The organism is Sphingobacterium sp. UBA5789, assembly GCF_002418355.1.
Taxonomy (GTDB): domain Bacteria; phylum Bacteroidota; class Bacteroidia; order Sphingobacteriales; family Sphingobacteriaceae; genus Sphingobacterium.
Map to the genome: position 1 here is coordinate 1,140,433 of NZ_DIDX01000001.1, position 13,920 is coordinate 1,154,352.

The following is a 13,920-nucleotide window of genomic DNA, read 5'->3' on the forward strand; positions in this document are numbered from 1 at the left end:
AAGGCTTTTCTTGTGTTAATTATTATTTAATATTGAAAATTGTAGAGCCTAATCTACAGGCTTAAAAGAATTGTAAGTACGTGGTCTTACTATTTTTATGCTTTGTTTGGAGAGAGCTATACTGGCATTAAGTTCATATCCGACCAGTAATATTAAGGAGTTTAGATACATCCAGATCATGATCACGATTATGGTTCCGATAGATCCGTATAATTTATTGTAAGCTCCGAAGTGATTGATATAATAAGCGAATCCGGAAAAAGTGAGAATCGCAAGAATGGTAGCCAGCGTAGCTCCCGGACTAAATAGTTTCCATTTTTGATTGGAGGCTGGTCCGAACTTATAAAGACAACTTACAGTGAAAAAGTAGATTCCGAATAAGATAATCCATCTGGCGGCTTTGATAATAAAAGTCCAGAACCAGGAGACATCTACTGAAATATTTGACTTGAGATAATTGATTACAATCCCGGCAAATGTAAAGATACCCATTCCAACCGTGAGTGCAACAATGATGGTAAAGGATAAAGCTAACGCCACAAGACGCTGTCTTGCCCAGCTGCGGTTTTCAGTGGTAAGGGAGGCTTTATTAAAGGCTAACATGAGGGTATGCATTCCATTTGTAGAGAAGAATGCCGCCAGCAAAAAACCAAAAGATAACAAACCCCCGTTCTGATTTTTGATAATATCTTCCAGAGTCGTCTGGATAACACCAAAGGCATTGTGTGGAATAATCACTTTTAGGAATTCCAGTAATTGTTCCTGAAAATTATCAATTGGAATATAAGGGATCATCGTAAATAGGAAGATGATAGCCGGAAACATAGCCAGCAGGAAATTATAGGCCAGAGAAGAAGCTTTATTTAAAATGGATTCTCTGGCGATCTCCTGAAAAAAGAAAATGCCAACAGTGTATAAGGGCAGAGAACCGAATCCCGGAAGTATTACAGACTTAGTCCATTCAATAAGATTATCGTATGGCTTGAATGTTAGTAATATTCGGTGAAATTTGTTCATTACTCTCCAAAATAAGCAGCCATTTTATGTTGAAAAATAGCCGGTGGCATACACGGTTTGTTCTTTTTGATATCTACAAATACCAGTTGTGTCGATCCGGTATTGATCAGTTCGCCTGCTTCGTTATACAATTCATGTTCAAATTTTAGACGAATACCGGGTTTGGTTCTTATTGTTGTTTTGATAGTGATCAGTTCATCATAACGTGCCGGTTTCATAAAACGGCAGTTTAACTCCAGCACAGGTAACATGACGCCCATGTCTTCCAGTTCTTTGTAAGAGATGCCTGTGCTTCTTAGCATTTCTGTTCGTGCTACTTCATAGAATGCAGCATAATTACCGTAATACATGTATCCCATTTGATCTGTTTCTGCATATCGTACACGTAACTGGTTTTCAAATACAAACATTATTTCTGATTATTTCTTAATATTTCGGTCATTCAATGCCTGTTGATATTTACGGGCATATGCTAAGTGTTCTGTTTCAGTTTTGGAAAAATTATGATATCCTGAAAAATCCTCTTTTGCTACCATATAAATAAAATCATGATGTTCATAATTTAATACAGCTTCAATAGAAGCAATGGTAGGCAGACTAATCGGTCCCGGAGGCAATCCCCTGTTAAGATAAGTGTTATATGGTGATACCACCCGAAGGTGTTTGTTCAGTACTCTGCGGATAGTGAAATCCTGATTAGCAAATATAACTGTAGGATCTGCCTGCAACAACATTCCTTTGCGCAATCTATTGATGTACAATCCTGCGATTTTAGGCATTTCATTTTTGTGCAGTGCTTCGCCTTTTACAATAGAAGCGAGTACGCTGACTTCCTGAGGAGTCAGTTCAAGAGCTTTAGCTTTTTCCAGGCGCTCTGTATTCCAGAATTTTTTATACTCGTCATTGAAGCGGGAAATAATTTTTTCCGGAGCCGTATTCCAATAGATCTCGTATGTATTAGGAATAAACATTGTGAAAAAATTGTCATGAGTAAATCCGTACTTTTCCGCCAATGTATCATTATTCAGTAACTGAATGAAAGTAGCAGAATCCGCTTCAAAATTTTTAGCTAATAAAGCCGCAAAGTTTTCTTTCAGGCGTACCGTTTCAAACCTGAACTTGACAGCATCCTGATAACCTCCCCGAAGATTTCCGATTAGACGGCGGTTATTCATTCCCGGTGTCAGCTTGTAGCGGCCGGGTTTTACACTGGTTTTATAATCCATTTGTGCTGCTGCAAAATCGAACAGGTCCGGATTATCAACGATTTTCTTTTCCTTTATATCCTGTAAAACCTGCTCATAGGTTGCATTGTCACGGATATAAAGATATTCCTGATTAGCCGTGACGCTTGATCCAAAAAAAGCACGGTAATATTTCCATCCGAAATAACCTCCTACTACTAAGATTAAGACAATTATATTTCCCAGCCATTTAGGCATTTTTCTGTTTTTCTTTTCCATGATTATATTTTCTATTGCTGAGAAAGTGAAAGGTTGATAGGAGTTCCTAAACTCACCAAACCTACAGTTGTGTCCGGAGTCTGACTGATGACACGTGCTGCTGTAGAATCACTTATTGTCCCCTGGTATTGTACTACGCCGACATTTAGTCCTACACCCTGTAATGCAAATTTAGCTTCTGTTAAGGTCAGCCCTAGCAGATTCGGAATATTTATCTCATCTTCCCCGCGACCGTCACCCAATACAAGTTCTATACGTGAGCCTTTTGGTACCATACGACCGGGTTTTAGCTTTTGCCCGGCAAACTTTACATCTAATACTACATCCTTGGCAATATCAGCAATATAGGTTGTGTCACCCAGACGGAACCCATGATTTTTCAGAATTGCAGAAGCTTCAATAAGCGTTTTGTCAATGATATTTGGAAAATCAATCTCAGGTGCAGTCTTGGAAATAATTGTCAGATAAATCGTACGTCCGCTCTTAACATGAAAATTGGGCTCAGGGTCCTGTTCAATGACCAGACCTGGCTTGGCATCCATCTGATAAACAGAATCGATCTGATAATCCAGTCCGGCATTGTCTAATGCATCAATAGCCTGTTCGATTATCATTCCTTTGACCTTTGGTACCGGAATCGCTTCATTATGTTTTGTATAAATACCTAATCCGAAGTAAATGCCCAGAAAAAGGACAACAAAAAAGGCAATTGCTAACAATAAATTCTTTCTGAAGGTATCAGTCCTTAAGTAGGTGAATATTTTTGACATTTTAATAATCTAAGACCCTATATTGAGTATAAACAAAAAAGTACATACAAACTTGAAGCCACGCTTTGGTTTTAAGTTAAGTATTATACCATAATTAAAACAAAATTATTCGTTTTTCCGTGCATAGCAAATTATATTTGCTAATAAGAATCACTAAATTTTATGAAAGCAAAAATAGCATTATTAACCGGAGGTTATACAGGAGAAGCAGAAGTTTCTTTTAAAAGTTCTGCATTCGTGTATAGTCAGCTGGATCACAATAAATATGATGTCTACCTGATTACCATTACTAAAGACCATTGGTTTCATGTTAATGAAGCGGGCGTTAAATTTACGGTCAACCGTGAAAACTTTACACTTCCTCTTGACCATGAAACTATTCTGTTTGATCTTGCTTTTATTCTGATTCACGGATCTCCCGGTGAAGACGGGCGTTTGCAGGGATATTTTGATATGCTTGATATTCCTTATACTTCCTGTGATGCACTGACTTCTTCACTGACGATGAATAAAGGTTATACCAAAGCGGTCCTTGCTGGTATTGCGGATTTGCATATGGCAAAATCTGTATTGTTGTTTGAAGCACAGCGGGTAGATGCTGTAGCAACTGTACAAGCGAATCTGTCACTTCCGTATTTTGTAAAACCGAATGCCGGAGGAAGTAGTATAGGTATGACAAAGGTTAAAACTAATGAGGAATTAGCTACAGCAATTGATAAAGCATTTGACGCAGAAAATACAGGAAAGCAGGTTATAGTAGAAGAATTTGTGACCGGAAGGGAATTTTCACAGGGTATTTATAGAAATGTAGAAGGCTTATTGACTGTTCTTCCCGCAACTGAAGTGAAAACTACACGTGAATTTTTCGATTATGAAGCAAAGTATACCCCAGGATTGACTGAAGAGATTACACCGGCGGATCTTACCGAAGAGCAACAGTCCAGAATAGCAGCCTTACTCAGAGAAGTATACATCCGGCTAAACTGTAAAGGAATGGTCAGAATTGACTTTTTTCTGGAAAAAGATACAGACAAATTCTACTTTATTGAAATCAATACGATTCCGGGTCAGACAGCTCAGAGTTTTATTCCTCAACAGGTACGCGCTGCAGGAATGAAGGAAACAGATTTCTACGGAGAGCTGATTGAGGTTGCATTAAAGAAATAAATCTATACTGTTTCGCACTATACCGCCATTTGGAAAAAAATACACAGCGCGTATCTTTTCCAAATGGCGTTTTTTTTAATGCTTCTTTCTGAAATCAAATTTTGTCAGATCAGGTTTTACTTTCTTAGGCCTTTTTAATTCTTCCTGATAAAGCAGTTGGCCCAGATTTTTTAAGAATGGATAAGTTACAGTTTCGTATTCATAAATCCCGTCATTATAAATCCCGTCTTCATTAGACTGGACAACGGCTGCTAGCAGAAATTCAACTCCGTTTTTGAAATCTACGATATAAGCATTGTCAATATTGTATCCATAGGAATCGCCATATTTATTATAGATACGGATGTCCGGATTCAAAACAGCCTGCTTATCCCGGCCATAGAATAAAAGCTTACTATATGTTGGCCAAAATTCACTTTCATCATACTTTGGATATGCTGATTCGAAAGGATAGCGGGACATATAATCATATACAAAATCATAATCTGTCTTTGATAATTTAAATCTTTCTGCAGAGGTGTAAGCTTCCGGAAAAAGCAATTTTTTCATGATGAGTTGCTGATCTTCAAGTGTATATACATTAAGACCTTCAAAACTCCATGGCTGATTTACAATTTCATCCTTATCATTCATATATCCTTTTCCCTGTATAGTGTTTTTCAGATTCATTGGGTACTCATTGGCATCATATCGTGCTTCCTGATGATATAATGTCTTGTCTCCGTCATAGAATGTTACAGGGTTCGTATGTTTTGCCCAGATACCTTTATCGCCAATGGCAAGACGGTTGACTATCCGGCTATTTTGGGTTCCGTATTTCTTTAGTTTCTTATTTAATTCTTCGCGGCCAATAAACTCAAACAGTCTGTTTTGCGCATCATTGTCACTGGTCAGGAGGATTTTTCGTACGTACTGGGCGACAGTAGGGAGTCCGGTTTCTGCAGAAGAGTCCTTATCTACACGGGTTTGCTTTTCAAATGCAGAATCTATTTTCAGAGGAGTGTCTTTTGTCAGTCCTTTTATATTCAGCTCGTTAATCTTTTCTAAAGCCAGGATTGCAGTCGGCAATTTAACAGTGCTCGCCGGATAGAAATACCAATGCGGATTGAGTCTGTAGCTGAATGATTTGAAATGCGGAATATTGTTTTTATCCCTGTTGATCTGTGTATAGATAATCTGTACTTCGTGATGTGTAGGATGGTTTAGAATCTCTCCGAATAATTCAGGATGGCTTTCGAGTAGTTTTTGAAGATAAGTTGTATCTGTTTTTTGCGCAAAACTATGCATAGCGAATAGATTCAGAATAATAAAAATGGTTGTTTTCATAATTTGCAGACAATTCTTAAGTGAAGTTAATTAAAAATTGCACAAAAGCGCATTTTTTGTTTTGCTATGAAAGCTGAAAACCGGTTTTATAACGGGCCAGCGCCCGGTCTCTCGCCCATGCATGTTCGACAATGGGAGAAGGGTAATTGAAATCCTGAAATTCAGGAACCCATCTTTTTATATAAATGAATTGAGGATCAAATTTTTTGGTCTGCAGAGTAGGATTAAAAATACGGAAGTAAGGTGCAGCATCCATGCCACAACCTGCAGCCCATTGCCAGTTGCCAATATTTGCACTTTGATCATAATCTAATAATTTTTGTGCAAAATAAGCCTCTCCCCATCTCCAGTCGATCAGCAGATGCTTGCAGAGAAAACTGGCTGTCAGCATCCGTACCCGATTGTGCATAAATCCGGTTGTATTTAACTCCCGCATTCCGGCATCCACTAATGGATATCCGGTCTGTCCTTTGCACCAGGCTTCAAAGTGATCGGTATTATTTTCCCATCTGATATGATCATATTTGCTGTAATAAGCCTGATTTACAGTATAAGGAAAATGCCACAGGCACATCATAAAAAACTCGCGCCAGATAAGTTCATGCAAGTAGGTCTTCTCCGGTGATGAGTACGCACAGCTTACTAATTTTCGTATACTGATCGTTCCGAAGCGCAGATGTACACCCAGATGAGAAGTTCCGTTCTCAAGGCCTGGTATATCTCTTGTGTCTGCATAATCAGCTATTCCTGTAAAGAAAGTTTTTTCAGGAAATGGAATTGTGGACAGAGAAAAACCAAAATCCGCTAAAGAAGGAAGTGTATAATCCGCTTGGCGAAGATTATTCAGGAGTTGTTCGGAACTATAAGACGGTAGAGGAAGTTGTTCCTCCAACGTTGTGAGCCATTTGTTTTTATAAGGAGTATATACCGTATAGGGTAGTCCGTCATTTTTGACGATTTCAGCTTTTTCAAAGATAACCTGATCTTTGAATGTGTTAAAATCGACTTCATATTGCTGTAAAATTCCCCGTATAAGAAGATCTCTGGTAATCGCAGCCGGCTCATAATCCGAATTTACATAGACCGATGAAGGTTTATATTCTTCATATATTTCTTTCCACACCGTTGCCGGGTCTCCATAGTATATTCTTATACTGCTTCCGTAAGGCTTCAGTTGTTTCTGTAAAAGTTGAAGCTGCTCGTAAATAAATGTTACTCTTGCGTCTGCAGGATCATCCAGCCGCGTCAGTATGGTGGAATCAAATATAAAAACAGGCTGTACCGTTGATTCAGAATTTAAGGCACGGAATAAAGCGTGATTATCCTCCAGTCTCAGGTCTCGTCGAAACCAAAATATTGCTGTTGGTAACACGGGCATAGCTGTTACTTACGGTTGAAAACCTGAAATGTATAATCAAAGGCATGTTTCTCGTCTGCAAAGTGCTTCTCTTCACTTTCCAGTACCCATTCTTCAGGGTTTAATACAGGAAATACAGCGTCACCTTCAATAGTAGTATGTACACGTGTTAACAACACTTTATGTGCAAAAGGAAGGGTTTGCTCATATACATTCGCTCCGCCGATCACAAATACTTCTCTCTCATCCCGGCAGTATAAGATTGCTTCCTGCAGACTGTTGGCTGTATCTACATCCGGATGATGAAAATCCTGATTGCGTGAGATTACAATATTACGACGGTCTGGTAGAGCTTTACCAATGGCTTCAAATGTTTTACGTCCCATAATGACACTGTGTTCGAGCGTATTTTTCTTGAAGTATTTAAAGTCATTCGGCAAATGCCAGGGCATTTGATTGTCTTTACCAATGACATTGTTTTCAGCTGCGGCAACGATGAGTGTTATTTTTAAATGTGACATGTACGTATTGATGTAGTCGGTTAGAACTGTTTTTTCTTTTTGTATGTGACTGTTCTTAAATTCTTCTTCCGGTATTAGAGATTATTGCTAAACGGCTACTGGTGCCTTGATGTGCGGGTGAGATTCGTAATCTACAAGTTCAAAATCTCCGAATTTGAAATCAAATATATCACGAACATCGGGATTGATGATCATTTTCGGAAGCGGTTTTGGATCCCTGCTCAGCTGTAATTCAGTTTGTTCAAAGTGATTGCTGTATATATGAGCATCACCCAGTGTATGAATAAATTCTGCAGCTTCCATGTCACAAACCTGTGCAACCATCATGGTTAATAACGCATAGGACGCAATGTTAAAAGGTACACCCAGGAATATATCAGCACTGCGTTGGTAGAGCTGACACGATAATTGTGGCTTCATAATGCCGGCTTCCGGCTGTGCCGGAGCAACATAAAACTGGAAAAAAGCATGACAAGGAGGCAAAGCCATATGTTCTATTTCGGCTACATTCCATGCAGAGACAATTATTCTTCGTGAGTCCGGAGTATTTTTGAGTTGCTTGATCACCTGAGCGATCTGATCAATGTGTTGTCCGGCAGGGGTTGGCCATGAACGCCATTGCGAACCATATACCGGGCCAAGATTGCCCTGCTCATCTGCCCATTCATCCCAGATACTCACACCATTTTCCTTTAGATACTGAATATTGGTCTCTCCTTTCAAAAACCAGATCAGCTCATGGATAATGGAACGCAGATGTAGTTTTTTTGTCGTAACCAAAGGGAATCCCTCTTTTAAATTGAAACGCATCTGATAGCCAAACACACTCTTTGTACCTGTGCCTGTACGGTCAGTCTTGGTTACACCATTGGTATATACGTGCTTAAGGAGATCTAAATACTGTTTCATGATTTTTATTTAAAAGACATACGAAGATAAGGGATTTAGAACCATTAGAGTGTCACAATTTTTCAACAACTCACATTTTGCAAGTTTTTATGTATTTTTGCAAAATTATTATGAATAAAAAAGTAGCTTTCTATACCCTCGGATGTAAACTGAATTTTTCGGAGACCTCATCTATTGGTCGTATATTCAAAGATGCCGGCTATGAAACCACAGCTTTCAACAGTCAGGCAGATGTATATGTTATCAATACCTGCTCCGTTACCGATCATGCAGATAAGAAATGTAGAAAAGTCGTCAAAGAAGCATTGAAGTATTCTCCGAATGCTTACATCACTATTGTAGGTTGCTATGCACAATTGAAACCTCAGGAGATCGCTAATATACCAGGTGTGGATATGGTATTGGGTGCTGCTGAAAAATTCAATATCATAGCGCATATCAATGATCTTACAAAGCAGGAAAAGACGATTGTTCATAATGCACCAATAGATGAAACGAATCAGTTCGTATCTGCTTATTCTATTGGTGATCGTACGCGAACATTTCTGAAAGTTCAGGATGGTTGTGATTACTCCTGTACATTTTGTACGATTCCACTGGCTCGCGGAGCCAGCAGATCCGGCAAGATTGAGGACATCGTTCGTCAGGCAGAAGAAATCGCTGCGTCAGGAGTAAAAGAAATAGTATTGACGGGTGTCAACATCGGAGATTTTGGTGTCCGCGACGGAGAGCGTCAGGATCGCTTCCTGGATCTGGTAAAGGCACTGGATGAAGTTGAAGGAATAGATCGTATTCGTATTTCGTCTATAGAACCAAATCTGTTGGCGAATGATATTATTGAATTTGTAGCACAATCCAAACGTTTTGTTCCACATTTTCATATGCCGTTACAGTCTGGAAATAATAAAATATTAGGAATGATGCGTCGTCGTTATAAGCGTGAATTGTATGCTGAACGTGTCGCTAAAATAAAATCGCTGATGCCGGATTGTTGTATCGGAGTTGATGTGATTGTGGGTTTTCCAGGCGAAACCCGCGAGGATTTCCTGGATACGTACAACTTTCTGAATGAGATGGATATTTCGTATCTGCATGTGTTTACATATTCAGAGCGTGAAAATACGATTGCAGCACAGATGGAAGGTGCTGTACCAGGAGCACAGCGTAGTGATCGCAGTAAAATGTTACATATCCTTTCTGAAAAAAAGCGCCGGGCATTTTATGAAAATCAATTGAGTAAAATCGGAGATGTCCTGTTTGAAAGTGATGAAAAAGAAGGTTTCATGCATGGGTTCTCCAAAAATTATGTAAAAGTGAGAACCGCATATGATCCTCTTCTGGTGAATGAAGTGATTCCGGTAAGATTCACTTCGATTACAGAGACGGGAGAGGTGGAAATAGAAGAATTACCGGAAGTATTTATTCACGCCTAACAAGGAAACATAAACATATAAAACGAAAAAGACCGACAGGATTTCCAGTCGGTCTTTTTTAATATTGTCAGGCTGTTTCAGCAGCCTTCTCTTTATTGAGATTCATCCATACTACGATCAAAAGTATGATCACGACTCCGATCCATTGAAGTAAAGTGACATGTTCGGTCAATACGAAGTAAGACATACACACAGCTACAGGTAGCTCTGCAGCACTTAAAATACTGCTCAGAGAAACTCCGATCTTAGGTATGCCGTAAGCAAACAGGAGAGGAGGTAATACCGTTCCGAATACAGAGAGAATCAATCCAAAGTACCAAATCCCGTCGCCCAATTCCCCTGTAAATAAGGAAAAGGGACGAAAAAGAATAAAGATCAATATACATGATCCGGTTACCATCAGGCCACTTTTCTGGATGGGCGGATAATCGTTTCCGACACGTCCGTTGACGATAAGGAAAGATGCATACCCTGTAGCGGCAAGCAATCCGTACCCTATTCCTACCAGATCAAAAGATGCAATTCCTTTATCGAGCAGACCTGTTGCTAATAAAGTACTGAGGAGAATGACAACTATTCCGATAGCCTGTTTTCGGGATGGCTTGGAACGGAAAAGAATAAATTCTATCAATGCACCGATCCAGATATACTGCATCAGTAAAACAATAGCCAGTGAAGCCGGTACGAGAGATACACATTTATAATATAGAATACTGACGAGACCAGTTGAAAAACCACTGATTAATATTGTCCAGACTTTGGTCTTCTTCGGATATTTATCCAATCTGGCTTTATTGAATATTCTCACCCCAAAGTAAATAGCCCACAAAATAACCATTCCGAAAAGTACCTGCATACCGATTACCTCTGCCAGTGTAAAGTTTTGAGCATATGCCTTTTTCACAAAGGTGGATAATATACCAAAACTACTTGCTCCTAAAAAAACTGCTATAGCACCCTTTAATTTTTCCATATTCTAAAATTCCTGGCAAATGTACGAATTAAGCAACAGCAGCGTTAATATATTGTCGTCATATGACGTTTTTTGTACATTTGTATAACAGCAACTTATCTTTTTATGAAGCGAATATCCTCTTACTTAGCTTTTTCAGTATGTCTTGTTTTCTTAGTCCTTTCCTCCTGTTCCAGTAAAAAGAAAGTATTGGTAGGTGGTGGCTACAAAGGAGAAGGTCGTACAAATGGTGTATTATCAGATGCCAGTTCGGCAAGAGGAGTTGATCTGACGGGTTCTAATCTGGAAAATTATGCCAAATTGTTAAATGTAAGTGTCAGAGATCTCAACAACCGCTATCTCTATGGATTTATTAATGACTGGATGGGAAGTCCGCATCGTCTGGGAGGACAGACCAAGAGTGGAATAGATTGCTCCGGTTTTGTGGGAATTCTTTATAAAGATGTGTACGGTAAGATAATTCCCCGTACCTCAAGAGACATGGGAGCACTTGTAAACAATAAGAGAGAAAGCCAGCTCAAAGAAGGAGATCTTGTGTTTTTTTCCTTTGGGGGAGGAGCTATAGACCATGTTGGCGTATATCTTCACAACCATAAATTTGTACACGTATCTACCCGAAAGGGAGTAATTATTTCAGATCTGACGGATTCATGGTATGCAAAATATTTTACCGGAGCTGGTCCGATTAAATTATAATAGAAATAGTAAGCTCCGGTTTACAATGAAAAGAGTCAACTTATAGCAATAAAAGTTGACTCTTTCCTGTTTTGACATCCAAAGTTTGACGATTCCTTATTATATTCTGTACTTTTGTCAAAATTTTAGAATTTAGAAATGAGTTTAAATAGTAGAAAGATCTTTATTGGACTATGTATAGTAGTTCCGTTTTTATTGTACTGTGTGTATTACTATTCTAATATGGTTAAGAATGCTCCATACAGATTTTCAGATTTCGAATCGATTGTCATTAAGTATGGAGAACCCGATCATATGGTTAATGAATTCAATTCCAAAACTCACCATTACCAATATCTGGATAAACGTGATTCATTGATCAATGATACCTTAAAACTTCGTAAAGATGATTTATTGTACCTGCACCGTAAAGCAATGGAGCTAGGGTTCTGGAATCTGGATGATGACATGACGACCAGAAGAGCAAACGCAAATGAAGGTAAAGAAATTCCGCGTTACTATGTGGAGTACAATTATAAAGACAAATCTAAAAAGGTCACACTTGATGCGGATTATCCCGGCAACCCGAAGATGAAAGATGCAGCTAAGACCGTTGTCGATGAAATCCTTAAAATGATCGCCGAAGCACAAGCCAGATAATACGAAAAATATACTTCATAAAAAAAGGTCACTCATGAGTGACCTTTTTTTATGAAGTAATAAGTGCGAAATAATAATCATTTAATTGGGTCTTAATCCTCACTTAATATCCGCTCTCTACATTTGTGTCAGAGTAATTTTTGTTTATATCCAATGTTAGGGTTAAAATTGTTAGAGATCTGTTGCGAAACACATTCATAACATAGTTTGTTTTAAGATGGAAAAAGGTAATCGCCAGATTACCTTTTTTTATGTCTTAATGGTACGTTTTCTCTAATTGTTTCGGGTCGTGCTTATGCTTGAATAGTAAAGCGAATAATACAGCAATAACAAGCGTATAAGCAGAAAAAGCCAGCCATATATGATGCCAGTCCTTAAGATGTAACGGTTTCTCGAATGCCCCTGTAGCGGTTATAGCGACACCTTTATCTTTTAAAAAGGCTACAAAATGTATATTCGTTACTTCTGATTGCAGAAAAGTAGCGAGCTGACTGATATCCTGAAAAGACATCGTAAAGTAGTGATCGATCACCCAACCGGAGATCAGACTGCCTAATACCGCTCCAAAGCCATTTGTCATCATCATAAACAATCCCTGAGCCGAAGAACGGATTTTGGAATCGGTAGAAGTTTCCACAAACAGAGAGCCTGAAATGTTGAAGAAATCAAAAGCCATACCGTACACAATACAGGAAAGAATAATCATCCATAATCCATCCTGAGGATTTCCGTAGGCAAAAAGGCCGAAACGCAGTACCCATGCTACCATAGAAATCAACATGACCTTTTTGATTCCGAATCGTTTTAAGAAGAATGGAATGGCCAGAATAAATAAAGTCTCCGAAATCTGTGAGATAGACATAATAATCGTAGAGTATTTTACGACCAGTAATTCAGCATATTTAGGGAAAAACTTGAATTCATCGATATACACATCTCCATAGGCATTGGTTAGTTGCAAAGCACCGCCCAGAAACATCGAGAAAATAAAGAATAAAGCCATTTTGTAATTTCCGAATAGCTTGAATGCTTCCAGTCCAAAAGTCTGCATCCAGGTCGCATTTTCTTTGATAAGCTTCTGAGGTGTGTTTTTAGGCAATGTCAGTGCATATAGTCCAAGTGCTATAGCCGCAGTGCCTGCAATATAAAACTGGATGGCAGTGGCTTTATTACCTGACAGGTTGACGATCCACATAGCTGCTATAAATCCAACTGTTCCCCAGACACGGATAGGAGGGAAGCTTTTGACAAGATCATAGTTGTTCTTGATTAAAGCAGTATAGGCTATAGAATTGGAAAGTGCCAGTGTAGGCATATAGCAACACATTGCTGCTAACATGACATAAAAAAAGGAGCCCGGATTATCTACCTGAGGAAGATAGAATAAGATAGCTCCATATAAAATGTGAAGTATACAGTAAAGTCGCTCTGCATTCACCCATCGGTCTGCTATGATTCCAATCAGTGTAGGCATAAATAAAGAAGCGATTCCCATCGTCGCAAATATGGCTCCGAACTGTGTACCATCCCACTGTTTAGTGCCAAACCAAAAGTTTGCTATTGTTATTAACCATGCTCCCCACACAAAGAATTGTATGAAGTTCATAATGGTCAATCTAAATTTAATAGACATGTATGTTTGTTTCGTT

14 protein-coding genes are annotated in these 13,920 nt (G+C 38.8%); 4 read left to right on the forward strand and 10 right to left on the reverse strand.

The window, feature by feature from the left end; genetic code table 11:
- Nucleotides 1-48 precede the first annotated feature (48 nt).
- From B4B65_RS04885 to B4B65_RS04900, 4 genes are read right to left on the reverse strand one after another with little or no spacing between them, the layout of a single operon-like run.
- A complete protein-coding gene (locus B4B65_RS04885) occupies nt 49-1,017 on the reverse strand; it encodes a YihY/virulence factor BrkB family protein (protein WP_293913894.1) in 969 nt (322 codons plus the stop codon).
- Complete coding sequence (locus B4B65_RS04890; RefSeq protein ID WP_293913896.1) at nt 1,017-1,427, reverse strand: acyl-CoA thioesterase; 411 nt, start codon at nt 1,425-1,427, stop codon at nt 1,017-1,019. The genes B4B65_RS04885 and B4B65_RS04890 overlap by 1 nt, the downstream gene beginning before the upstream one ends.
- Before the next feature lie 9 nt (nt 1,428-1,436).
- Entirely contained in the window at nt 1,437-2,480 is a 1,044-nt protein-coding gene (gene mltG / locus B4B65_RS04895) for an endolytic transglycosylase MltG (protein ID WP_293913898.1), read from the reverse strand.
- A gap of 11 nt (nt 2,481-2,491) precedes the next feature.
- Nucleotides 2,492-3,250: a PASTA domain-containing protein gene (locus B4B65_RS04900; RefSeq protein WP_293913900.1), complete on the reverse strand. Its 759-nt coding sequence runs from the start codon at nt 3,248-3,250 to the stop codon at nt 2,492-2,494.
- Nucleotides 3,251-3,412: 162 nt separating this feature from the next.
- Between B4B65_RS04900 and B4B65_RS04905 the strand changes: the two genes are divergently transcribed.
- Entirely contained in the window at nt 3,413-4,417 is a 1,005-nt protein-coding gene (locus B4B65_RS04905; protein WP_293913902.1) for a D-alanine--D-alanine ligase, read from the forward strand.
- 75 nt (nt 4,418-4,492) lie between these two features.
- Here B4B65_RS04905 and B4B65_RS04910 read toward each other — a convergent pair whose 3' ends face one another.
- From B4B65_RS04910 to B4B65_RS04925, 4 genes are all read right to left on the reverse strand, one after another.
- The gene (locus tag B4B65_RS04910) at nt 4,493-5,743 is read right to left on the reverse strand and encodes a serine hydrolase (RefSeq protein WP_293913904.1); all 1,251 of its coding nucleotides are present in this window, start codon (nt 5,741-5,743) and stop codon (nt 4,493-4,495) included.
- A 64-nt stretch (nt 5,744-5,807) separates the two neighbouring features.
- Entirely contained in the window at nt 5,808-7,121 is a 1,314-nt protein-coding gene (locus B4B65_RS04915) for a cryptochrome/photolyase family protein (protein ID WP_293913906.1), read from the reverse strand.
- A gap of 5 nt (nt 7,122-7,126) precedes the next feature.
- Nucleotides 7,127-7,621, reverse strand: a complete 495-nt coding sequence (locus tag B4B65_RS04920; RefSeq protein ID WP_293913908.1) for a dihydrofolate reductase — start codon at nt 7,619-7,621, stop codon at nt 7,127-7,129.
- Nucleotides 7,622-7,708: 87 nt separating this feature from the next.
- The gene (locus tag B4B65_RS04925) at nt 7,709-8,530 is read right to left on the reverse strand and encodes a thymidylate synthase (protein ID WP_293913910.1); all 822 of its coding nucleotides are present in this window, start codon (nt 8,528-8,530) and stop codon (nt 7,709-7,711) included.
- A 110-nt stretch (nt 8,531-8,640) separates the two neighbouring features.
- On the opposite strand from B4B65_RS04925, the gene mtaB reads away from it, so the two are divergent.
- Nucleotides 8,641-9,963: a tRNA (N(6)-L-threonylcarbamoyladenosine(37)-C(2))-methylthiotransferase MtaB gene (gene mtaB / locus B4B65_RS04930; RefSeq protein WP_201678099.1), complete on the forward strand. Its 1,323-nt coding sequence runs from the start codon at nt 8,641-8,643 to the stop codon at nt 9,961-9,963.
- A 67-nt stretch (nt 9,964-10,030) separates the two neighbouring features.
- On the opposite strand, the gene B4B65_RS04935 is transcribed toward mtaB, so the two are convergent.
- A complete protein-coding gene (locus B4B65_RS04935) occupies nt 10,031-10,936 on the reverse strand; it encodes an EamA family transporter (protein ID WP_293913913.1) in 906 nt (301 codons plus the stop codon).
- Nucleotides 10,937-11,041: 105 nt separating this feature from the next.
- Here B4B65_RS04935 and B4B65_RS04940 point away from each other — a divergent pair, with 105 nt between their 5' ends.
- Together B4B65_RS04940 and B4B65_RS04945 are read left to right on the forward strand one after the other, a co-directional pair.
- Complete coding sequence (locus tag B4B65_RS04940) at nt 11,042-11,632, forward strand: C40 family peptidase (protein ID WP_293913915.1); 591 nt, start codon at nt 11,042-11,044, stop codon at nt 11,630-11,632.
- 138 nt (nt 11,633-11,770) lie between these two features.
- Nucleotides 11,771-12,271, forward strand: a complete 501-nt coding sequence (locus B4B65_RS04945; protein ID WP_236581812.1) for a hypothetical protein — start codon at nt 11,771-11,773, stop codon at nt 12,269-12,271.
- A 256-nt stretch (nt 12,272-12,527) separates the two neighbouring features.
- On the opposite strand, the gene B4B65_RS04950 is transcribed toward B4B65_RS04945, so the two are convergent.
- Entirely contained in the window at nt 12,528-13,904 is a 1,377-nt protein-coding gene (locus B4B65_RS04950; protein ID WP_293913920.1) for a nucleoside permease, read from the reverse strand.
- Between the last annotated feature and the right edge of the window lie 16 nt (nt 13,905-13,920).

Excerpts from the sequence above, each read along its gene's own strand:
- B4B65_RS04900 (WP_293913900.1), bottom strand. The coding sequence starts at position 3,250 with ATGTCAAAAATATTCACCTACTTAAGGACTGATACCTTCAGAAAGAAT.
- B4B65_RS04935 (WP_293913913.1), bottom strand. The coding sequence starts at position 10,936 with ATGGAAAAATTAAAGGGTGCTATAGCAGTTTTTTTAGGAGCAAGTAGT.
- B4B65_RS04905 (WP_293913902.1), top strand. The coding sequence starts at position 3,413 with ATGAAAGCAAAAATAGCATTATTAACCGGAGGTTATACAGGAGAAGCA.
- B4B65_RS04890 (WP_293913896.1), bottom strand. The coding sequence starts at position 1,427 with ATGTTTGTATTTGAAAACCAGTTACGTGTACGATATGCAGAAACAGAT.
- B4B65_RS04925 (WP_293913910.1), bottom strand. The coding sequence starts at position 8,530 with ATGAAACAGTATTTAGATCTCCTTAAGCACGTATATACCAATGGTGTA.
- B4B65_RS04945 (WP_236581812.1), top strand. The coding sequence starts at position 11,771 with ATGAGTTTAAATAGTAGAAAGATCTTTATTGGACTATGTATAGTAGTT.
- B4B65_RS04910 (WP_293913904.1), bottom strand. The coding sequence starts at position 5,743 with ATGAAAACAACCATTTTTATTATTCTGAATCTATTCGCTATGCATAGT.
- B4B65_RS04940 (WP_293913915.1), top strand. The coding sequence starts at position 11,042 with ATGAAGCGAATATCCTCTTACTTAGCTTTTTCAGTATGTCTTGTTTTC.
- mtaB (WP_201678099.1), top strand. The coding sequence starts at position 8,641 with ATGAATAAAAAAGTAGCTTTCTATACCCTCGGATGTAAACTGAATTTT.
- B4B65_RS04885 (WP_293913894.1), bottom strand. The coding sequence starts at position 1,017 with ATGAACAAATTTCACCGAATATTACTAACATTCAAGCCATACGATAAT.
- mltG (WP_293913898.1), bottom strand. The coding sequence starts at position 2,480 with ATGGAAAAGAAAAACAGAAAAATGCCTAAATGGCTGGGAAATATAATT.
- B4B65_RS04950 (WP_293913920.1), bottom strand. The coding sequence starts at position 13,904 with ATGTCTATTAAATTTAGATTGACCATTATGAACTTCATACAATTCTTT.
- B4B65_RS04920 (WP_293913908.1), bottom strand. The coding sequence starts at position 7,621 with ATGTCACATTTAAAAATAACACTCATCGTTGCCGCAGCTGAAAACAAT.
- B4B65_RS04915 (WP_293913906.1), bottom strand. The coding sequence starts at position 7,121 with ATGCCCGTGTTACCAACAGCAATATTTTGGTTTCGACGAGACCTGAGA.